This window comes from Nocardioides sp. NBC_00850 (assembly GCF_045207335.1).
In the GTDB taxonomy this organism is placed as follows: domain Bacteria; phylum Actinomycetota; class Actinomycetes; order Propionibacteriales; family Nocardioidaceae; genus Nocardioides.
On the sequence record NZ_CP108845.1, the window covers coordinates 2,826,476 to 2,845,658 of the forward strand.

The window sequence follows — 19,183 nt, forward strand, 5'->3', positions numbered from 1 at the left end:
CTGCGGCAGTGCGCCGAATCGCCGTGCTCGCCGCGGGTCTCCTGGTCGGGTCGACCCTGGCCGCCTGCGGCACGAGCGAGCCGCACGAGACGGCCTGGCCCGACGGGCTGACGGCCTACCTCGACCAGACCCGGCTCCAGCGCAACACCGGTGAGGCATTCGTACGCCTCGTCAACGACACCGGCACCTCGATCGAGGTCTCGCGCGTCGAGGTGAGCAGCGACCGGTTCCGGGCCCGATGGGCGGGCTCGGAACCGGTCGACCCCGAGATGGACTTCGACTTCGACATGCCCCGCGGGAAGTGCGGCGAGGGCGGCGACGCCGCCCTCACCATCACCTGGCGCGAGACCGGTGATGAGGCGGGGGAGTGGCGCACCAGCACCGGCAAGGCCGAGGACAGGTACGCCAACGTCGACCGCCTCCTCGACCGCGACTGCGCCGAGCGCAGGCTGACGGAGGCCGCCGACATCACCGTCGGCGAGCCCCGGGTCGAGGGCGAGGGCAAGCAGAGCGTCTTCGTCCTCCCGGTCACGTTCGCCCCGACCGAGGCTCTCCCGGACGTCACCTTCGACGGCTGGGAGGGCACAGTGCTCTTCCAGCTCGCGGCCGAGACACCGACCTGGCCGCGAGCAACCCCGCTTCCGATGACGGGCGAGCCGACCACGCTGGAGCTGCGGGTCCTGCCCGCCCGGTGCGACCCGCACGCCCTGGCCGATGACAAGGTCGGCAGCCTCTTCCGCGTCCACGTCGGCGGCCCCGACGTCCCGGACGGCGCGAACTACTTCCTGCCGCTCAGCAAGGCGCAGAAGACCGCCCTCTACGACTTCCTGCCCGGCTACTGCGGCTGGGAGTGAGGCTCAGCCGAAGAGCGGCCCGAGCGCGGCCCGGGCGAGCAGGAACCCGACGATGCCCACGGCCCACGCCGTCGCGCTCGCGGCGTGCTTGACCAGCCAGCCGTCGAGGAGAGCCAGCGGTCGCGCCACCAGGGGAGCGGCGAAGACGCGCGCGGCGGTGAGCAGGAGCGCCGGAGCGATCATCACGGCGCAGTAGCCGAGCACCCACAGCCCCGACACCGGCCAGTCCGGCCCCTGGGTCCCGATCACCCCGATCGCGGCGAGGTAGGGGAGCATCGAGGCGGCCTCGACCAGCCCGGCGAGCACCGCCAGCGCGGCGAGCGCCGAGGCCGATCCGGACTCCGAGGCGACCGCCCGCTCGCGCCAGCGGAGCAGGCGTTGCGGCGGTTCCGGCGCCTCGGTCTGGCCCTTCGCCGACCTGGGCGGGTCCAGCTTGAAGCTCCATGCGAAGAGACCGACGCCGACGATCAGCTGTCCCCACAGGAACGGGCGCGAGTCGCGCAGCCCGGTGAGCGCATCGGCCACGGCCGAGCCACCCAGCAGGATCGCGATCCCGAGCAGCGCGTAGAAGCCGGCGATCGCGCCCAGGTAGACCAGGATCCGCCCGGGCCGCACTCGGCCGGGCGCCATCAGCAGCCACACCGGGATCAGCAGGGTGCCGAAGCTGGTCGAGTCGATCAGCGCCAGCACCGCCAGTGCGACGTACGTCGCGGTGCCGCCCAGATCACCAGTGAGTGGGCCGAGGTCGATGTCCATGTGCCGAGGTTCGCGTGCGGCCGGCCGCGTGCGCGTCGGCCGAACCGGTGATCCTTCGGCGCGGGGATACATCCTTCGGATGACCCCGGGGAGGCGGCGTACGTGCTGAGATGGTGTCGTGGACCGCCCGACCCTGCTGCAGCAGCTGCCCGCGGCGCTTCTCGGCGGTGGCACGAGCTTGCGCGCCGCGGACCGCCGGCTGGCCTGGCTCGACGCCGTGGTCGTCCTCACCGCCGGTCTCGCGCTGCATGCCCTGGGTCAGGTCGGGGGCGTACGCGGCCTGCACCCGTTCGGCATCGACCTGGACACCGTGCCGACCTGGTGGCATCTCGTCCCGCTCGCCCTCGCGGCAGGTGCGCTCGTGCTCAAGCGGCGCCGGCCGCTCGCGGTGCAGACCGTCGTCGCCCTCTGCTTCGGGGCAGATCTGCTGATCGGGGGCAGCATCGCGATGGTGGTGGTGCTCTGGGACGCGCTCTTCGCCGGCCAGCTGCACGGATCGCCGCTGGCGCGACGCATCGCCACCGTCGCCGTCGCGGTGGCCATCGCTGCCGCGGTCGTCGCCTCCGCCGCGGCCACCTCGGACCCACGCACCCCCGTCGTGCTCGCGCTCACCCTCTTCGCGATCGTCGTCACCCCGATGTGGTGGGGCAGCAACGTACGCCAGGGCAGCGAGCTCGCCGACGCCGCCGACGACCGGGCCCGGCTCGAGCGGGAACGCAGCGCCGCGCTGCTGCGCCTGGCCGATGCCGAGCGGCACGACGCGGTCCGGGCCGAGCGCTCCGCGGTGGCCCGGGACCTGCACGACGTCGTCGCCTCCCACCTGTCCGCCATCGCGCTGACCTCGGGGGCGGCGCTGGCCGGTGAGCACGACCCGGAACGCGACCGGGCGGCGCTGCGGTCGGTGCGGGCCGAGAGCCTGGCCTCGCTGGACGACATGCGCGCGATGATCCGCGTCCTGCGCTCCGACGGCGAACCCGGCGACGCCGAGGACCTCACCGCCGCCTCCCGCGCCGCCAACCTCGGCCCCGTCCTGGAGCAGGCGCGACTGGCCGGCCTGGCGCTGCGGGTCGACGACCCCGGCGGGCTCCTGGACGGTGCCGACCTCGCGCTGCCGGTCGCGGTCGACCACGCCGTCTACCGGATCGTGCGCGAGTCCCTGACCAACGTGCTCAAGCACGGCGGCGGCACCACTCATCTGCGTCTGATCCCCGGCGACATCCTCGAGATCGAGGTGAGCGATGCCGGCGCCGCGAAGGAGCCCGCGGCCGAGGCCGGCACCGGCACCGGGCTGGTGTCGATGCGCGAACGCGCCGAAGCCCTCGGCGGCACGTTCGAGGCCGGACCCCACGGCCCCGGCTGGCGAGTCCGGTCGATCCTGCCGCTCCCGGGAGCGGGCGCATGATCCGCGTCCTGCTCGCCGACGACCACGCCGCCATCCGCGCCGGCCTGCGCATGCTGCTCGCCACCGCCGGCGACATCGAGGTGGTGGGTGAGGCCGCCGACGGCGCGACCGCGGTCGCCAACGCGCGGGCTCTGCGCCCCGACGTCGTGCTGATGGACGTACGCATGCCCGGCACCGACGGCGTGACCGCGACCCGCCAGGTCGTGGAGGAGGGGCTCGCCGACGTACTCGTGCTCACCACCTTCGACCTGGACGAGTACGTCTTCGGTGCCCTCCGCGCCGGCGCGGCCGGGTTCCTGCTCAAGTCGGCGGAGGCGAACGACTTGGTCGACGCGGTCCGGCACGTCGCCGCGGGCGACGGTGTGGTCGCCCCGGAGGTGACCCGCCGGGTGCTCGCAGAGCTCGCCGGCGCACCGGACCGATCCGCCCCGGCGGCCACGCCCGGCGTACCTCTTCCCGCGGACCTCACACCCCGGGAGAGGGACGTGCTCGCTGCCCTGGGACAGGGCCTGTCCAACGCCGACATCGCCCAGCGGCTGGTGATCTCCGAGGCGACCACGAAGACCCACGTCTCCCGCGTCCTGGCGAAGCTCGGGGTCGCCTCGCGGGTCCAGGCTGCGATCGTGGCCCGCGAGGCGGGCATCGTCTGAAGACGCGCTCACACCCCAGAGTTCACCGGTTCGTGACCTTCGGAGCCCCCATCCGGACGCGCCAGGTAGCAGAATTACCAACCGTCCGTAACGCACACACTGGAGGATTCATGTCCGGGAAGAACCGCTCCGTGCTCACGATGATCAAGCTGCTCCTCGCAGGTCTCGTCGCCACCACCAGCCTGCTCGGTGGGAGCGTCGCGCTGGCCCCTGCCGCCCAGGCCGACTGGGTCGAGAGCTGCACCCACAAGGGCTGCGCCGAGGCCCTCGACTCCAACGAGGTCTGGGCCTCGCTGGGCTACCCGTCCAACCGTGGCTGGCACGACTGGCCGCCGACCGGCACCTGCAACTTCTCCGGCGGCACCTACAACAACTACGAGGGCGAGCTGCCCTCGGGCCACTCCTACCTCGAGTTCGACGTGACCCCGCGTGAATGCGGTGCGCAGCGCCAGGCCTACCGGCTCGTGGTCGACACCACAACGGGTGATGTCTACTTCACTCCCGACCACTACAGCACCTTCTACTTCCTGGTCTGAGTGTTCCCGCAACGGGCCTCTGACCTGGGCAGACACGGCATCGCCGGCCCAGGGCAGAGGCCCGTCGCCACGTCTCGAGCAACCTGAGACCCCGCTGAAACGTCCTGGACACGGAGCCGACGATCGCGTCGGGCCTGGGGGCCCGCCGTACTCTAGGAACGTTTGTGACCGCGGGAGGGGACAACTTGAGCTGGCAGGGCAATCCGCCTTACACACCCACGCCGAAGCCGAAGAAGAAGCGCGGAAGGAAGGTCCTGAAGGCCTTCTTCGTCGTGATTCTGGTGGGCGCGCTGATCGGCACCCTGGGTGTGATAGTGGCCTACAACGCCATCCCGATCCCCAGCGCCAACGCCGCGTACGAGAAGGAGACCTCCTTCGTCTACTACCGCGGCGGCAAGGACGAGCTCGGGCGCTACATCGCCGACTCCCAGGACCGCGACTCGCTGCCCTATGACGAGATCCCGCAGCTGATGAAGGACGCCGCGGTCGCCGCGGAGGACCGCACCTTCTGGACCAACAGCGGCATCGACATCAAGGGCATCCTGCGTGCGGTGGTCAACAACAACACCGGCGGCACCGAGTCCGGCGCCTCGACGATCACCCAGCAGTACGTCAAGAACCTCTACCTCACCCAGGAGCGCACCTACTCCCGCAAGGTGAAGGAAGCGGTCATCTCGCTGAAGATCAGCCGGCAGAAGTCCAAGGAGGACATCCTCGCGGGCTACCTCAACACCATCTACTTCGGCCGCGGCGCCTACGGCGTCGAGGCCGCGTCGAACGCCTACTTCGACAAGCCGGCCGCGAAGCTCACCCTCCAGGAGGCCGCCGCACTCGCCGCGATCCTCAACGACCCCAACGACCTCGACCCGAGCAACGGCGAGGAGTCGGTCGCCGAGCTCGAGGGCCGCTACCGCTACGTCATCAACTCGATGGTCAAGATGGACATGGTCGACGCCGCCGACGGGGAGAAGGCCAAGGAGTCGCTGCCGAAGTTCAAGAAGCCGCGCTCCGACAGCCGCTACGGCGGGCAGAAGGGTCACGCGCTCAAGCTGGTCCGCGACGAGCTCCTCAAGCTCAAGGACGAGCAGGGCAACCCGCTGGTCACCGAGGACGAGATCAACGGCGGCGGGCTCCGGGTCACCACCACGCTGACCAAGAAGACGATGAAGACCGTCGAAGAGGCGGTCGACGACGTACGTCCGGAGGACAAGAAGGCGTTCATCGAGGACGAGAACAAGAAGGACGACGAGCTCCACGTCGGCGCGGCGACCATCGATGTGAGGACCGGCGCGCTGCGGGGCTTCTACGGCGGCCAGGACTACTTGGAGTCACAGACCAACTGGGCGGCGACGGGTTCGATGGCAGGCTCGACGGTGAAGGCGTTCACGATGGCCGCGGCGCTGAAGGCGGGCTACTCGCTCAAAGACAGCTGGGACGGCAACTCACCCAAGGAGTTCGACGCCCTTCCCGGCCACCCGATCCGCAACTCGGGCCAGGACGCCGCCAACCCGAGCGGTCACAGCTACGGGTCCAGCATCAGCAGCCTCCAGGCCATGGAGGAATCGGTCAACACCGCCTTCGTCGAGATGTCCGACTCGTTGCCCAACGGCAGCGAGGACGTCTACGACATGGCGCTCGCGGCCGGCATCCCGCCGGTGAAGGCCGACCCGGCCCGCCCCGGCATCCCGATGACCACCGGCGACTTCGGTCCCGAGGACTTCCTGCTCACCCTCGGCAAGAACCGAACCAGCCCGATCAACATGGCCAACGCCTACGCCACGATCGCCAACGGCGGCGTACATAACGACGTCCACGTCGTCTCCAAGGTGGTCGACGCCGACGGCACCGTCATCTACGAGCGCGACGACTCCGCCAGGGGAAAGCGGGCGATGAGCGAGGACGTCGCGGCCGACACCTCCTATTCGCTCCAGCAAGTCGTCTCCAGCGGCACCGGCCAGGCGGCGAGCGCGGTCGTCCAGCCTGCTGCGGGCAAGACCGGCACAGCGACCAACGACAAGGACGAGGTCTCCTCGGCCTGGTTCGTCGGGTATACCCCGCAGCTCGCCACCGCAGTTTCCTACAGCCGCGGCAAGGGCAGCGGCGCCCTCGACGGCTGGCTCGACACCTACTTCGGCGCCGACTATCCGGCCGACACCTGGGTCGAGATCATGGGCCCGCTGACCGACGAGCTCGACTACGAGGAGTTCCCGGCCCCGGCCTGGCTCGACGGCGACGCCCCCGAGACCGGTCACGCGCCGTACGTACCTCCTGCGCCTGACCCGGAGCCCACCGGCGAACCGGAGCCGACGAAGAAGCCGACCCCGTCCCCGACTCCGACGCCGACCCCCACGCCGACGCCGACCCCGACTCCGACGCCGACCCCCACACCGACCGATCCGCAGGGTCCTCCCGATCCGGACGATCCGTCAACGGAGCCGGGCCCGAACGATCCGGGGCCGATCTGAGTTGCTCGGGGCATTGAGGAAGGGACCTCATTTCCCGCCACCTTGCCCGACACGGTTAGATAGTGCCCGTGTCTGTGATCGCCCCCGTCGACGTCCACGATGACACCGCTCTGAAGGCTTGGTACGCCGTGGAGGCGGCATCGATGGCCTTCGATCGACCCTACGCGTCGCATCGCACGTTCGAGGCGCTCGCCAACTCCGTGCGCATGCCGCACGACCACGGCCGCCGCGTACTCCTCGCCGCGAAGGAGCAGGGCGAGACGATCGGCATCGCCGAGCTCGACCTCCCGGAGGAGGAGCGGAGCCACGTCGTCGAGCTCGGCATCCACGTCCTCCCTGTCCACCGCTGGCGCGGGGTCGGCACCGAGCTGTGGCGAGCCGCCGATGACGTACGCCGCACCAGCGGCCGCACCCTGACGACCGCCGAGGTGACCATCCCCCCGAAGTCGTCCCTGGCCTTCGCGCGGGCGCTCGGCTTCAAGTCCGTACGCCGCGAGGACCACCTCGCCGCGGACCTCCCGCTGCCGCACAAGCCCTTCAACGTGCTCGGCTACGAGCTCCTGATGTGGGAGGACCGGACGCCGGAGAACCTGCTCGCCCAGTTCGTCGGCCTGCGCAACCAGATGGGCAAGGAGATGCCGGGCAAGTCCCAGGAGGACTCGGTCGCCCACACCGCCGACCGGATCCGGTCGGCCGAGAAGAGCACCGCCCGCTCCTACGACCGCATCACCGCCGCTGCCCGCGAGATCCTCACCGGCGAGCTGGTCGGCTACTCGGTCATCTTCCTGGCCCACGGCAGCGACGAGGCCATCCAGGACGACACCTTCGTCAAGTCCGCCCACCGCGGCCACAAGCTCGGCCTCGCCCTCAAGGTCGCCACCCTCGCCGCCGTCCAGCGGGATCACCCCGAGCGCACCAGCATCCACACCTGGACCGACCCGTCCAACGACGTGATGCAGCGCATCAACAAGCAGTTCGGCTTCCGCAAGATCGAGCTCATGCACGAGGTTCAGCGCACCGATCGTTGGTAGGCCGTGCGGGGCTCGAACCCGCGACCCAAGGATTATGAGTCCTCTGCTCTAACCGACTGAGCTAACGGCCCGCGCAGATCCTAGCGGGCGCGTACGGAGGATCGGTCACTCGGCGATGATCGAGACCTTCCAGCTCGACATCCGCCCATGGCTCAGGCGTCGTAGTCGACGGTGACCTCCGGCGTGGTCGGGCGGGACTGGCAGGTCAGCACGTGGCCGGTCTCGACGTCGGTCGAGGAGAGAGCGAAGTTCTGCTCCATAGCGACTGACCCCAGCGTCACCTTGGCCTTGCAGGTGCCGCAGGCTCCGCCGAGGCAGGCGTACGGCGCCTCGAGCCCGGCCTTCAAGGCGGCCTCGAGAACCGTGTCGCCGGCTGCCAGGGAGACCTCGTGCTGGCGGCCGCGCAGGCCGACGGTGACCGTGGCCGGAGCGAAGCCGTCGGCGACCCGGGGCTTGGCGTAACCGTGGAAGAGCTCGACGTGGACGCGGTCCGGCTCGGCGCCGCGTTCGAGGAGCAGGTCGCGTAGGCCGGCCACCATCTCGACCGGTCCACATAGGAACCACTCGTCCACCGATGCCACGGCCAACTCGGAGCCGAGCCACTGTTCGAGCTTCGCGCGGTCGATCCGACCGCGCAGATGTTCGGGGTGGCGCGGGTCGCGGGAGCGTACGTGGATGATCCGGAGCCGGTCGGCGTAGCGCGCCTCGAGGTCGTCGAGCTCGTCGCGGAACATCGTGCTGTCCGCGTCCTGGTTGCCGTAGATCAGGGTGAAGCGGCTCTCGGTCTCGACGGCGAGCGTCGTCTGCAGGATCGAGAGGACCGGGGTGATGCCGCTGCCGGCGGCGATCGCCACGTAGATCTTGGCGGCGAGCGGATCGACCGCTGTCCCGAACGAACCTGTCGGGGTCATCAGCTCGAGAGTGTCCCCGGCCTCCAGTTGCTCCATCGCGAAGGTGGAGAAGGCCCCACCCGGGATGTGCTTGACGGCGATCTCCAGGGTGTCGGAGGTGGCCGAGGAGCAGATGGAGTAGTTGCGACGTACGCCTTCCCCGCCGAGGTCGGTCCGAACCGTGACGTGCTGACCGGGCTCGAAGGAGAACTTCTCGCGCAGGTCGTCAGGCACGTCGAAGCGGATCAGCACGCTGTCGTGGGTCAGTCGCTCGACGCCGGCGACCGGGACCGGATGGAACTCCGCGGCACGAGCGGAGGACCGCCTCGGCATCCGCACCGGGAGGAGCCGCGCCATCTTGCCGTTCAGCGCCTTCCACTCGCGGTACTCGTCCGCGTCGAGCTGATGACCGAAGACGGTGCCGATCGCGGCGTCCCGCTCGAGGTAGGCCTCCTCGTTGCGGCGCCAGGCCGCGACGTAGCGGTAGAACGGGATCGAGGGATGCAGGTGGTGGACGAGGTGGTAGTTCTGCGAGAGGAGCAGGGGAGTCAGGACCCACTCTGAGCCGACCCGGTTGCGAGTGGCGCGGTAGCGGTTCTGCTGCTGGGTGTCCTCCAGGTCGTGGTGAGGCAGCCAGTCGAACCACCAGGCCAGCACGAACATCGCGAGCCGCTCGGGGATCAGATACAGGACCGCCAGCGTCCACAGATGTCCGGTGAAGCCCGCGGCGACGATCACGGCGATCGTCGTGCTCATCAGGAAGACCGTCTCCAGCACCTCTGCTCGCGGACGACGCCGAACATTGCGCGCCAGGAAGGACAGGTACGGCACGTCCATCAGCGGGAACCGGAACGGGACCTGCCACCACGGAGCGCCACTGACGAAGTGGTCGGGGTCGTTGTCGTCATCGTTGGTGTTGCGGTGGTGCTCGATGTGGATGAACGCGAACGACCGGAACGAGATCAGCGGCGAGACGAAGAGCATCGCGACCCGGCCGAAGGCCACGTTGACCCAGCGATGGGTGCTGATCGAGTAGTGCGCGGCATCGTGCAGCACAGTGAACAGCACGAAGATCGCCGCCGCACTGAGCAGGACCGTCACGGGGACGGGAAGACGCTCGGCCAACGCCGCCCAGGTCGAGATCGCGAAGACCGCGATCGCGCCGGAGAAGATGCCCACGATGGGCCAGGAGATCGTCGGGACCTTCTCACCCGGGTCGGGGAGCGCGTGGCGGGTGGCTGCGGGTTGCTCCGTCGTAGTTGACATGCTCGAAACGTACGAACGGAGAGCCGCACCCCGCGAGAGGTGCCGAGCCCATGTCGATGTGCGCGCAGCACATCCGGGTCAGTGCCCGGTCAGGCCTGGTCAGGCTCCGGTGCGAGCACGAGCGGGCCCAGCACACCGACCAGACGCAACGCGGCATGCAGCTCGGCAATGCGCTCGGTCGCTGGAAGCCCGCGTCGTTCCTCGGCCCGGCGGACGCGCTGCAGCACGGTGTTGCGGTGTACGCCGAGCTCGTCAGCCGCGGCCGCCAGTCCACCCTGTGCGTCGAGCACCGCGAGCAGCGCCCGCCGTTCTTCCTCCTCCCGGCGACCAGCGACCGCAAGCCCACCGAGCTCGGTCGCGACGAACGCGCGGGTCAGGTCGAGGTCGCCGCTCATCGTGTCCACGAGCGCCAGCTCGGCGTACGTCGAAACCGCTGCTCCGCGACCCGCGAGCTCGATGATCCGCCGGCCGCGCTGCGCCTGGACATGGGAGTCTCGGAAGCCGGGGGCACCCTGCGCCGGCGTGCCGAGCGTGACCCGGACCGTGTCCGGGATCTTCCCGGCCAGAGGCCTGAGGTCCGTTGCCGCGATGGCAGGAGCACCAGTCGTGGAGACCCAGCCCCACAGCGCCCGAGCGCCGTCCGGGACGAGCAGGGGATGAGAGGAACCGAGGTGTGCCCCGACCGCCTCACCCACACGCGCGAGATCGACGTCGTCGCTGCCGGTCCAGCAGACGAAGGCAGTCTGCCATCCGGTGAGCCGGTGGGACAGGGTGCGCTCCGCGCGGCGCAGGTCGATCCGTCCGCCGGCGATCAAGGTGCGGACCGCATCCGTCCGGGCCGCACGGGCCTGGCTCTGGATCCGGTCGAGCTCGGCGACGTACTCGGCGGCGACCTCACTGGAGATGCGGTCGACGTACGCGAACGCGTAGCGCTCCAGGTAGGACACCACCGCCAGGGCAAGAGCCGGGGCCTGCACGAAGTCGGTGATCCCGGCCAGGATCCGCTCACTGAAGTAGGCGTGGCCGATCCGGTAGAAGCGCAGCATCACGTCGACGCTGTAGCCGCGCGCGGCCATCGCGCGAGCATGCTCGAGAGCAGTGACTGGCGCTGAGGCGGCGCTGACGTCGATACCGTGCCGCACCATCGACAACGCGGCCTCGAGGTTCGAGGAGCACGACCCCAGCGTCAGGCCACGGAGCTCGTCATCAGCGCTCGCCTCCGGGATCCGCTCGAGGATGTAGGCGAGCATGTCATCGGCGTACGACGCCACGTCACCCAACAGCTCGGCAGCGGTACGGCGCAGCTCGACCACGACCGACTCGGGCAGGTCTTCCTGTTGTCCCGCGCTGACACCCATGTCCGGAGACTACCGAGCGTTCAGGTGCTCAACCCTCGCTGTCGGTGGACACTGCGCGCCCTCTTCCGGGGACCAAGGTATGGCCCGCGTCACATCGGGTACCGCCCGGGGTAATGGATGGTGGAGGGCCGTCCGAGGAGGGAGCACGAACATGTCTGTCACCACGCGCGTGGGAGCCGCTGTAGCGGCTGGCTATGTGCTCGGGCGATTCAAGAAACTTCGACTGGCTGTGGTCGTTGCCTCGGCGCTCAGCAACAGCGCCGTTCGCGACCGCAGTCTCGAGATGCTGAAGATCGGTACTCAGAGCCTTGGCGGCTCGCCCGACGTACAGAAGCTCGGACAGCAGGTCAGCGGAAAGCTCGTCGAGGCTGGTAAGGCAGCCGCGGTCGCCGCGGCCGCGGTCCAGATCGACAAGCTCAGCGATCGGTTGCACGAACGGAGCACGCTCTGGGGCGCGTCGTCATCCGATGAGGCCGCCGACCAGGAAACCGACGAGGACACCGACGAGGTTCCGGAGGACGAAGAACCCGAGGACGAGTACGAAGACGAGGCCGAAGACGAGGCCGAGGAAGAGCCCGAAGACGAGGCCGAGGGTGAGGAGCCTGAGGACGAGTACGAGGACGAGCCTGAGGACGAGGCCGAGGAAGAGCCCGAGGACGACGAAGAAGCGGAGGAAGAGCCCGAGGACGAGTACGAAGACGAGGACGCGCCCGAGGACGAGGCGGACCAGCAGGACGAGGACGACGAAGAGGAGAAGCCGCGCCGGCGCGCGCGGAGCTCCCGTCGTCGGCGCGCAGCAGCGCCGACAGGAGGTGCCTGAGTCATGACGGAACAGATTCGCAAGAAAGCGGCTGCCGACACGGAGGACTCGGGTCTTTTGTCGCAGTTACCCATCGATCGGCTGCGTAAGGAGGCCCTGGGCATCAGCCGCGCCTTCGGGAAGCGGAGCCTGAGCAAGCTGGGCAGCGGCGTCGAGGGGCTCACTGACCGACTGACCGGCTTCGCCGACGGTGTCCCTTCGAAGGCTTCCAAGGGTGGCTCGACTGTGAAGGCGGGGGCGAAGGCGGCCGTCGACAAGGTCACGGCACCGGTCGGCAAGGTGAAGAACACCGCCGCCCAGGTCAAGGACACGGCGACTCAGGTCAAGGACACCGTTGACAAGGTATCGGGCAGTCTCAACAAGAGCGAACAGTCCTCCGGCAAGAAGCTCAAGGTGACCAACATCGTCGAGACGGTCGACGTACCCGTCAGTCGGGACGTCGCCTACGAGCAGTGGACCCAGTTCGAGGACTTCCCGTCGTTCACGAAGAAGGTCGAGAACGTCACGCAGGAGGAGGACGAGGTCGTCACCTGGCAGGCCCAGGTGTTCTGGTCCCACCGCACGTGGAAGGCCACCATCCTCGACCAGGTCCCGAACGAGCACATCGTGTGGAAGAGCGAGAGCGAGAAGGGCCGCGTCGACGGCGCCGTCACCTTCCACGAGCTCGCGCCGAACCTGACCCGGATCCTGGTCTCGCTCGAGTACTACCCGAAGGGCCTCTTCGAGCACACCGGGAACCTCTGGCGGGCCCAGGGGCGTCGAGTTCGCCTGGAGATGAAGCACTTCCGGCGTCATGTGGCCAACCACACGCTTCTCCACCGCGACGAGATCGAGGGGTGGACGGGCGAGATCCACGACAAGGAGGTCGTGGACGACGGTTCCGGCGAGGGCACGGAGAACGGGCAGAAGAACAGCTCGGAGAAGAGTCGGGAGCAGAGCGGGAAGACGAAGGCCCGTACGGCGAGCAGCTCCCGGAGGTCCGAGAAGTCGTCGGGCAGCACGCCGGGCAACGGGTCCTCCAACAACAGGTCTTCCGGGAACGGGTCGTCCGGTGACAAACCGCAGGCGAAGAAGACGACCGCCAAGAAGACCGCGGCCAAGAAGCCGGCAGCCAAGAAGACCGCTGCGAAGAAGACCGCTGCCAATAAGCCGGCGGCCAAGAAGACCACGAGCACGCGGCGCCCGACGAAGCAGAGCGCGAGCAAGCAGAGCGCGAGCAAGCGGAGCCCGCGCAAGCAGAGCGCCAGCAAGCAGAGCACGAGCAGGCGTACGTCTTCCGGCTCCTCCACGAAGGCATCCTGACCATGGCCGATGACGACGAACGCCGTATCCAGGAGCTCGAGCGCGACGTCGAGGAGCTCATGGTGGAGGTCGATCGCTATCGGACCGCCACCGAGGACGCCTTGCAGCAGCTCGACTGGTGCATCGGCTACTTCGTCGGGTGCGGGAAATCCGGCCTGGCGAGGTCGCTCGGCGCCAACCGGGCCCACATCCGCAAGCACGTACTGAAGCGGGCCGAGCAACCCGTGCCCGCCGGCACCCCGGCAGAAAGCGACTGAGTCATGACCATCACCCAGCAGAACCGGTACCTCGACCGCCCGGCGCCGAGCAGCCTCGCCGACGTCATCGACACGATCCTCGACAAGGGTCTGGTGATCGACATCTACGTGCGCGTCTCGCTCGTCGGCATCGAGCTGCTGACGATCGACGCACGCATCGTGATCGCCAGCGTCGACACCTACCTGCGCTTCGCCGAGGCGGTGAATCGGCTGGACCTCACCGACACCCAGACGCACGGCATCCCGGAGCTGATCGAGGGGGTGACCGAGTCCGGGGCCAAGGGCAAGACCTCCGGCGCGATCGAAGGAGCCAAGGAGAAGCTGGGGAGCATTCTCGGCAGCGACGACGAGGACTCCGACAAGAACGCCGACGACGAAGAGGACGAGGACAAGGGTCGCAAGCAGCCCGCCCGCCGCCCCCGCAAGAGCACATCCAGACAGACCAAGGAGAAGGAGGACTGACCGTGCCTGTCCACATCTACGGAGTCACGGACACATCGGTCACGATCCCCGCGGACCGAAAGGGACGGTCGAAACGTCCACTGCGCCACATCGACGGCGACGGCCTTCGGGTGCTCGTCAGCGACGTGGATGCCGACTCGCGCGTGCTGCGCGAGGACCTGATGGCACACGCTCATACGCTCGAGGCGGTGGCCACCCTCGGGACGGTGCTGCCCATGCAGTTCGGCGTGGAGATGCCGGACGACGACACAGTGCGCCACGAGCTGATCGAGAGCCGCGGTGACGAGATCCGCCCGCTCCTGGAACGGTTCGACGGCCTGCTGCAGCTCACCGTCTCGGTCGACCTGATCGAGCAGGAAGCGCTCAGGGAGGCGCTGCGTCGGGACCCGGACCTCGTCGCGCTGCGCGACGAGGTCCGGCGGGCGAGCCCGCAGGAGCGGCATTCGGCGGAGGTACGCCTGGGCGAGGCCATCGCGGCCGCGCTCGACGTCCTACGGGTCGGGGTCGGTGACGGCGTCGTTGATCGGCTGGCCCCGACCGCCCGTGCCGTCTCCCTCGGCGAGGTCCGCGGTGCCCTGCAGGCGGCCGAGATCTTCCTGCTGGTCGAGCGCGACCGGCAGAGCGAGGTCGACGCGACGGTGACCACGCTGCGCGAGGACCTGGCGCCGCTGGCGTCGCTTCGGTACGTCGGTCCGCAGCCGCCGTACGCATTTCTCGACGCCGCCTCGTCGGGAGAGCTCGCATGGGCCTGATCACGCAGTTGCTGACCCTGCCCATCGCGCCCGTGCGAGGTGTGGTCTGGGTGGCAGAGCAGATCCGCGAAGAGGCCGAGAGCCAGTACTTCGACCCGGCCACGATCCAAGCCGCGCTCGAGGATGTCGATGCCCGCCGGGAGGCGGGCCTGCTGACCGAGGAGGAGGCGGCCGATCTCGAGGAGGTTCTCGTGCAGCGCCTGATGGCCGGAGGCTGGCATGAATGAGCCCAGCAAACCCACCCTGTCCTCGATCGCCGAGCATGTGCTCGAAGAGCTCGAGGCGCTCGTGGGATGTCCCGCCGAGGGCGTGACGGCAATCCGTCGCGACGACGACGGTTGGGTCGTCAACGCGGACATCCTCGAGCTGGAACGAGTCCCGGAGACGACCGATGTCCTTGCCTCCTACGAGGTGACGGTCGACCCGGACGGCGAGATCACGGGCTATCGCCGTGTCCACCGCTACGTCCGAGCCCAAGTGGAGGATCGATGACCGAGACTCAGCGCTCACCGATGTTCGTCAGCAACCGGCCCCAGTCCTCACCCGAGAGCCTCGCCGACGTGCTCGAGCGCGTCCTCGACAAGGGCATCGTCATCGTCGGTGACATCCAGGTCCGGCTGCTCGACATCGAGCTGCTCACCATCAAGGTGCGACTCATGGTGGCCTCCGTCGACAAGGCCCGCGAGATGGGCATCAACTGGTGGGAGGGCGACCCGTTCGTCAGCAACCTCGAGGACGAGCAGAAGCAGGACGAGGAGCTCGACCTCCGCCGGCGCCTGGAGGCGCTCGAGCGCAGCGTCGGCAGCCAGACCGAGATCGTCGAAGGTGAAACGAGCCGTGAACGCCGCTGACCCGACCACAGTGGTCCACGCGTACGGACTGGTTCCGGGCGATGGGCCGCTTTCCCTGCCCGACCGCGGCATCGCGGATTCGAGGGTACGCACTGTCGCGTTCCACGACCTCGAGATCGTCGTCAGCGATCTGCCCGCGGAGTCCTTCGGAGAGACCGCCTGGGCAGAGCACGGGGAGGACACGAGCTGGCTCACTCCCGTCGCCTCGGCCCATCACGACGTGCTCCAGCACCTGGTCGAGCATGGGGACGTACTGCCCCTGCAGCTCCCGGGGATCTACCCGAGCGACGAGGCGTTGATCGCCGCGCTGGAGTCGAGTCGCGCCCGCCTCGAACACGCCTGGCAGCTCTTGGCCGGTCGCGTCGAATGGTCGCTCCAGATCTTCCCGACCTCGGCTCCTGCCGCGCCGGAGAAGCCGGCGCCCCGCAGCGGCCGTGAATACCTCGAATGGCGCCGGTCGCAACAGGACGTCCGCAACACCGAACGCGGACGGCGCGAGGTCGCCGTCACGCAGACCCATGAGGCGCTGGCTCGCGGCACGGCCGCGAGCGTCGTGCGCGCCCCTCTCGACGCTGCCGTCACCGGCCGAGACGAGCCGATGCTGCTCAACAGCGCCTACCTCGTGGCGCGGGACGAGGAACAGCGATTCCTCAGCCTTGCCGAAGAGCTCCACCACCATCTGGTCGACACCGCCGCCATGCGTATCGAGGTGACCGGACCGTGGCCGCCCTACAGCTTCGTCGGTGCGGAAGAGCCGCACGACGAGGACCTGAGCGGGGTGGTGTCATGACGCTCGAGCGTTCCCCTGCACTCGACGAGACCTCGCTCGTCGACCTCGTCGACCGCCTGATCGACGGCGGCGTCGTGGTGGGCGGCGACATCGTCCTCTCGCTCGCCGGGGTCGACCTCGTCTACCTCGGCCTGCGCCTGGTTCTCGCCCCGGCCCACAGGGTTTCGCTACCCGGGTCCGGGAGGCAGCCATGATGCTCCTCTACGCCGTGGCAGCCAGAGACAGCGCAGACGAAACGGTCGACACCCCGCTGCAAGCACACCGCTCCCGCGGGCTCACCGTCTTCGTCGAACCGAGAACGCAGCCACCCGAGCGGTCGATGCACGAGCTGCTCGGGTTCGGACGAGCGCTCCACCAGCTGTGGTCGTACGTCCCCGTGCTGCCGATGCGCTTCGGGACCGTCGTGAGCGACAGCGATGAGCTGGACCAGCTGGTCGCGGAGCGCGAGAGCGAGTGGACCGACCGGATCGCCGCCGTGACCGGATGCAGCGAGTGCATCGTCCACCTCCCGCTGCCCGAACGTGTCCCCGAACGTGTCAAGGACGAGCAGACGGGTTCGGACTATCTCCGCCGGCGCGCGAAGGAGCTGAAGCAGCATGACGCCGAGGCCGCGGAGCTGCGGGCGTTGCTCGCTCCCTACGCCTCCGAGATCACGAAGCTCACGTCGATCCGTCCGCAGGAGGCACGGCTGTCGGTCCTGCTTCCAGACGAGCACGTGGAGGCTGCCCGGGCAGCCATCCGAACCTGGGGCGAGAGCCGGCCCGGAGTGACGGTCACCGGCCCGTGGCCACCGTTCAGCTTCTGTCAGGAGGAGAGCCCGTGACGCGGTCCGACAAGGCAGATCCATGGCCTCTGGACCTGGACGGGGAGACCGACCTGCCCTCCGCCCTGAGCAGACGCATCGATGCGGATCCGGAATCCGTCGAGAAGGGGCTCGTACAGCTCGTGCTCACCCTCGTCGAGCTGCTCCGGCAGCTGATGGAGCGCCAGGCGATCCGCCGCGTGGATGCGGGAGGCCTGAGCGACGAGGACATCGAGCGGCTGGGTCAGACCCTGATGCTGCTGGACGAGAAGATGACGGAGTTGCGTGACCACTTCGGGCTCACCCCGGAGGATCTCAACATCGACCTGGGTCCGTTGGGAAAGCTCCTCTGAGGAGTTGGCGCTCAGCCCTCGCTGTCGATGAGGTATTTCCCGTCGGCGTAGACGAGCCCCAACGTCACCGTGCCGCCGTCCTGGCGGCCGTCCTTCATCGTGTATTTGTAGGTGTAGGTCACCTTGAGCGGGTCGACGCTGGGGGAGACCGAGACGACGCGGGTGCTCGCAACGCTGCCCCACCAGTCGCGGTAGCCCTCGATCCCGCCGCTGCTGGCCTGGAACGCCGGGGTCAGCATCGAGCTGAAGGCGGCGTCGGGGTTCGCGGGCGCGGTGGTGAGATAGCTGCGGATGAAGGCGTCGATCCCCTCAGCGGTCGGGCCGGCGGTCTCGCTGGCCGAGGGGCTCTCGCTCGGAGACTCGCTGGCCGTCTCGCTGGGCGACGGCTCCTCGGACGCCTCCTCCGACTCCTCGGCGTCTGCGTCCTCGGTGGCCTTGTCGCTCGCCTCCGACAGCGGCGATCCGGACGCGACCGGCTTCGGCTTCGCACTCGGCTCCTCGCCGCGGTTGGCCCACAACGCTCCGCCGACCGCCAGCACCAACGCCGCAGCGACGACGAGCGCGATCGGCCACCAGCGGCGCCGGGTCGGAGTGCTCGTCGACTGGGCCAGTCCCGAAGGTGCGGCCGGCGCAGGCGCGGGAGCCGCGACCGCGGCGAGCGTCTGCGTACGCAGCGCCACCGGCTCCAGCTTCTCGGCCGCCAATCGCCCGGCCAGGAAGTCGACGACGTCCTCGGCCGACCACCGCTCGGCGGGGTCGTAGGCCATCGTGTGCTCCAGCAGCGGAGCGAGCCGACCGGCCAGCGGCGTACGAGGCGGGTCCTCGTGCACCACCCGATACAGCGTCGCCAGCGCGTTGTCGCCGATCCCGTAGGGAGGCTCACCGGTCAGCGCCTGGAAGAGCGTGGCCCCCAGGGACCACATGTCGCTGGCCGGGTTGGCCCGCCCACCGGTGGCGATCTCCGGAGCAAGGTACGCCGGCGAGCCGGTGACCTGCCCGGTCTGTGTGGTCTGGGAGTCGACCCCGCGCGCGATCCCGAAGTCGGTCAGCTTGGCGCGCTCGGCACGGCCGACCACGATGTTGGCGGGCTTCACGTCCCGGTGGACGATGCCGGCGGCATGGGCCGAGCGCAGGGCTGAGGCGATCTGACCGATCAGTCTCGCGGCGTCCTCGATGGGCAGCGGGCCGTCATCGCGCACCATGTGAGCAAGGGTCTTCCCCTCGACGTACTCCATCACCAGCCAGGGCTTGTCGTCGTCGCGCACCAGGTCGAAGACGGCGACGACGTTCGGGTGGACAAGTCGGGCGGCGAGCTGTGCCTCGCGTTCGACGGCGGCATCCGATACGCCGTCGAGTGCGATCAGCTGTTTGAGTGCGACCGAACGCCCCAGAACTTCGTCGGTGGCCAGCCAGACGGCTCCCATCGCTCCCCGGCCGAGCTCCCTCTCGAGCCGGTACCTCCCTGCGATCACCCAGGTCCCCTCAAAATCTCGTCGCGAACGCCAGTGGTCAACTCTAGGGGGTATCGCCTACTACCCTTGCTTCCGGGACAGCCCGTTCCGGGCCCCGGAAACACCATCTGAGAA

General features: G+C 69.1%; 22 protein-coding genes and 1 tRNA gene. 18 read left to right on the forward strand and 5 right to left on the reverse strand.

From position 1 onward, the window contains the following. The first annotated feature begins 8 nt into the window (after positions 1 to 8). Complete coding sequence (locus OH802_RS13805) at positions 9 to 854, forward strand: hypothetical protein (RefSeq protein ID WP_406028810.1); 846 nt, start codon at positions 9 to 11, stop codon at positions 852 to 854. A 3-nt stretch (positions 855 to 857) separates the two neighbouring features. On the opposite strand, the gene OH802_RS13810 is transcribed toward OH802_RS13805, so the two are convergent. Then, positions 858 to 1,610, reverse strand: coding sequence for a GAP family protein (locus tag OH802_RS13810; RefSeq protein ID WP_406028812.1), 753 nt, complete (start codon positions 1,608 to 1,610; stop codon positions 858 to 860). A 118-nt stretch (positions 1,611 to 1,728) separates the two neighbouring features. On the opposite strand from OH802_RS13810, the gene OH802_RS13815 reads away from it, so the two are divergent. The 5 genes from OH802_RS13815 (at position 1,729) to OH802_RS13835 (ending at position 7,694) form a co-directional block, all read left to right on the forward strand. Continuing rightward, positions 1,729 to 3,012 (forward strand): sensor histidine kinase, encoded by a 1,284-nt coding sequence (locus OH802_RS13815; RefSeq protein ID WP_406028814.1) that lies wholly within the window; start codon positions 1,729 to 1,731, stop codon positions 3,010 to 3,012. Further along, complete coding sequence (locus OH802_RS13820) at positions 3,009 to 3,662, forward strand: response regulator (protein ID WP_406028816.1); 654 nt, start codon at positions 3,009 to 3,011, stop codon at positions 3,660 to 3,662. The genes OH802_RS13815 and OH802_RS13820 overlap by 4 nt, the downstream gene beginning before the upstream one ends. Positions 3,663 to 3,772: 110 nt before the next feature. Continuing rightward, entirely contained in the window at positions 3,773 to 4,198 is a 426-nt protein-coding gene (locus tag OH802_RS13825; RefSeq protein ID WP_406028818.1) for a ribonuclease domain-containing protein, read from the forward strand. 185 nt (positions 4,199 to 4,383) lie between these two features. Then, a complete protein-coding gene (locus OH802_RS13830; RefSeq protein WP_406028820.1) occupies positions 4,384 to 6,663 on the forward strand; it encodes a transglycosylase domain-containing protein in 2,280 nt (759 codons plus the stop codon). 68 nt (positions 6,664 to 6,731) lie between these two features. After that, on the forward strand, positions 6,732 to 7,694 hold the full coding sequence (locus OH802_RS13835; protein ID WP_406028822.1) for a GNAT family N-acetyltransferase: 963 nt from the start codon (positions 6,732 to 6,734) through the stop codon (positions 7,692 to 7,694). Here the strand turns inward: OH802_RS13835 and OH802_RS13840 are convergent. From OH802_RS13840 to OH802_RS13850, 3 genes are all read right to left on the reverse strand, one after another. Then, positions 7,689 to 7,765 (reverse strand) — tRNA-Ile (locus OH802_RS13840). The two genes, OH802_RS13835 and OH802_RS13840, sit on opposite strands and share 6 nt — an antisense overlap. Before the next feature lie 81 nt (positions 7,766 to 7,846). After that, a complete protein-coding gene (locus tag OH802_RS13845) occupies positions 7,847 to 9,850 on the reverse strand; it encodes a fatty acid desaturase (protein ID WP_406028824.1) in 2,004 nt (667 codons plus the stop codon). A gap of 89 nt (positions 9,851 to 9,939) precedes the next feature. Continuing rightward, positions 9,940 to 11,208 (reverse strand): helix-turn-helix domain-containing protein, encoded by a 1,269-nt coding sequence (locus tag OH802_RS13850; RefSeq protein WP_406028826.1) that lies wholly within the window; start codon positions 11,206 to 11,208, stop codon positions 9,940 to 9,942. A gap of 151 nt (positions 11,209 to 11,359) precedes the next feature. Between OH802_RS13850 and OH802_RS13855 the strand changes: the two genes are divergently transcribed. From OH802_RS13855 to OH802_RS13910, 12 genes are read left to right on the forward strand one after another with little or no spacing between them, the layout of a single operon-like run. Next, a complete protein-coding gene (locus OH802_RS13855; RefSeq protein WP_406028828.1) occupies positions 11,360 to 12,028 on the forward strand; it encodes a hypothetical protein in 669 nt (222 codons plus the stop codon). A 3-nt stretch (positions 12,029 to 12,031) separates the two neighbouring features. Beyond that, positions 12,032 to 13,330, forward strand: coding sequence for an SRPBCC family protein (locus OH802_RS13860; RefSeq protein ID WP_406028830.1), 1,299 nt, complete (start codon positions 12,032 to 12,034; stop codon positions 13,328 to 13,330). 2 nt (positions 13,331 to 13,332) lie between these two features. Next, entirely contained in the window at positions 13,333 to 13,587 is a 255-nt protein-coding gene (locus OH802_RS13865; protein ID WP_406028832.1) for a hypothetical protein, read from the forward strand. 3 nt (positions 13,588 to 13,590) lie between these two features. Then, on the forward strand, positions 13,591 to 14,049 hold the full coding sequence (gene gvpJ, locus OH802_RS13870) for a gas vesicle protein GvpJ (protein ID WP_406028834.1): 459 nt from the start codon (positions 13,591 to 13,593) through the stop codon (positions 14,047 to 14,049). 2 nt (positions 14,050 to 14,051) lie between these two features. Further along, positions 14,052 to 14,801: a GvpL/GvpF family gas vesicle protein gene (locus OH802_RS13875; RefSeq protein WP_406028836.1), complete on the forward strand. Its 750-nt coding sequence runs from the start codon at positions 14,052 to 14,054 to the stop codon at positions 14,799 to 14,801. After that, positions 14,792 to 15,028 (forward strand): gas vesicle protein GvpG, encoded by a 237-nt coding sequence (locus tag OH802_RS13880; RefSeq protein ID WP_406028838.1) that lies wholly within the window; start codon positions 14,792 to 14,794, stop codon positions 15,026 to 15,028. Before OH802_RS13875 ends, OH802_RS13880 begins: the two co-directional genes overlap by 10 nt. Next, a complete protein-coding gene (locus OH802_RS13885) occupies positions 15,021 to 15,293 on the forward strand; it encodes a gas vesicle protein (RefSeq protein WP_350664872.1) in 273 nt (90 codons plus the stop codon). Before OH802_RS13880 ends, OH802_RS13885 begins: the two co-directional genes overlap by 8 nt. Then, a complete protein-coding gene (locus OH802_RS13890; RefSeq protein WP_406028841.1) occupies positions 15,290 to 15,652 on the forward strand; it encodes a gas vesicle protein in 363 nt (120 codons plus the stop codon). Before OH802_RS13885 ends, OH802_RS13890 begins: the two co-directional genes overlap by 4 nt. Then, positions 15,639 to 16,442, forward strand: coding sequence for a GvpL/GvpF family gas vesicle protein (locus OH802_RS13895; RefSeq protein WP_406028843.1), 804 nt, complete (start codon positions 15,639 to 15,641; stop codon positions 16,440 to 16,442). The genes OH802_RS13890 and OH802_RS13895 overlap by 14 nt, the downstream gene beginning before the upstream one ends. Further along, entirely contained in the window at positions 16,439 to 16,636 is a 198-nt protein-coding gene (gene gvpJ / locus OH802_RS13900) for a gas vesicle protein GvpJ (RefSeq protein WP_378732647.1), read from the forward strand. The genes OH802_RS13895 and gvpJ (OH802_RS13900) overlap by 4 nt, the downstream gene beginning before the upstream one ends. After that, the gene (locus tag OH802_RS13905) at positions 16,633 to 17,265 is read left to right on the forward strand and encodes a GvpL/GvpF family gas vesicle protein (RefSeq protein ID WP_406028845.1); all 633 of its coding nucleotides are present in this window, start codon (positions 16,633 to 16,635) and stop codon (positions 17,263 to 17,265) included. The genes gvpJ (OH802_RS13900) and OH802_RS13905 overlap by 4 nt, the downstream gene beginning before the upstream one ends. Beyond that, complete coding sequence (locus OH802_RS13910; protein ID WP_406028847.1) at positions 17,262 to 17,597, forward strand: gas vesicle protein K; 336 nt, start codon at positions 17,262 to 17,264, stop codon at positions 17,595 to 17,597. Before OH802_RS13905 ends, OH802_RS13910 begins: the two co-directional genes overlap by 4 nt. 11 nt (positions 17,598 to 17,608) lie before the next feature. Here the strand turns inward: OH802_RS13910 and OH802_RS13915 are convergent, their stop codons facing one another. Then, entirely contained in the window at positions 17,609 to 19,069 is a 1,461-nt protein-coding gene (locus OH802_RS13915; RefSeq protein WP_406028849.1) for a serine/threonine-protein kinase, read from the reverse strand. Positions 19,070 to 19,183: the final 114 nt, after the last annotated feature.

Excerpts from the sequence above, each read along its gene's own strand:
- OH802_RS13810 (WP_406028812.1), bottom strand. The coding sequence starts at position 1,610 with ATGGACATCGACCTCGGCCCACTCACTGGTGATCTGGGCGGCACCGCG.
- OH802_RS13820 (WP_406028816.1), top strand. The coding sequence starts at position 3,009 with ATGATCCGCGTCCTGCTCGCCGACGACCACGCCGCCATCCGCGCCGGC.
- OH802_RS13825 (WP_406028818.1), top strand. The coding sequence starts at position 3,773 with ATGTCCGGGAAGAACCGCTCCGTGCTCACGATGATCAAGCTGCTCCTC.
- OH802_RS13845 (WP_406028824.1), bottom strand. The coding sequence starts at position 9,850 with ATGTCAACTACGACGGAGCAACCCGCAGCCACCCGCCACGCGCTCCCC.
- OH802_RS13850 (WP_406028826.1), bottom strand. The coding sequence starts at position 11,208 with ATGGGTGTCAGCGCGGGACAACAGGAAGACCTGCCCGAGTCGGTCGTG.
- OH802_RS13855 (WP_406028828.1), top strand. The coding sequence starts at position 11,360 with ATGTCTGTCACCACGCGCGTGGGAGCCGCTGTAGCGGCTGGCTATGTG.
- OH802_RS13860 (WP_406028830.1), top strand. The coding sequence starts at position 12,032 with ATGACGGAACAGATTCGCAAGAAAGCGGCTGCCGACACGGAGGACTCG.
- OH802_RS13865 (WP_406028832.1), top strand. The coding sequence starts at position 13,333 with ATGGCCGATGACGACGAACGCCGTATCCAGGAGCTCGAGCGCGACGTC.
- gvpJ (WP_406028834.1), top strand. The coding sequence starts at position 13,591 with ATGACCATCACCCAGCAGAACCGGTACCTCGACCGCCCGGCGCCGAGC.
- OH802_RS13880 (WP_406028838.1), top strand. The coding sequence starts at position 14,792 with ATGGGCCTGATCACGCAGTTGCTGACCCTGCCCATCGCGCCCGTGCGA.
- OH802_RS13885 (WP_350664872.1), top strand. The coding sequence starts at position 15,021 with ATGAATGAGCCCAGCAAACCCACCCTGTCCTCGATCGCCGAGCATGTG.
- OH802_RS13890 (WP_406028841.1), top strand. The coding sequence starts at position 15,290 with ATGACCGAGACTCAGCGCTCACCGATGTTCGTCAGCAACCGGCCCCAG.
- gvpJ (WP_378732647.1), top strand. The coding sequence starts at position 16,439 with ATGACGCTCGAGCGTTCCCCTGCACTCGACGAGACCTCGCTCGTCGAC.
- OH802_RS13905 (WP_406028845.1), top strand. The coding sequence starts at position 16,633 with ATGATGCTCCTCTACGCCGTGGCAGCCAGAGACAGCGCAGACGAAACG.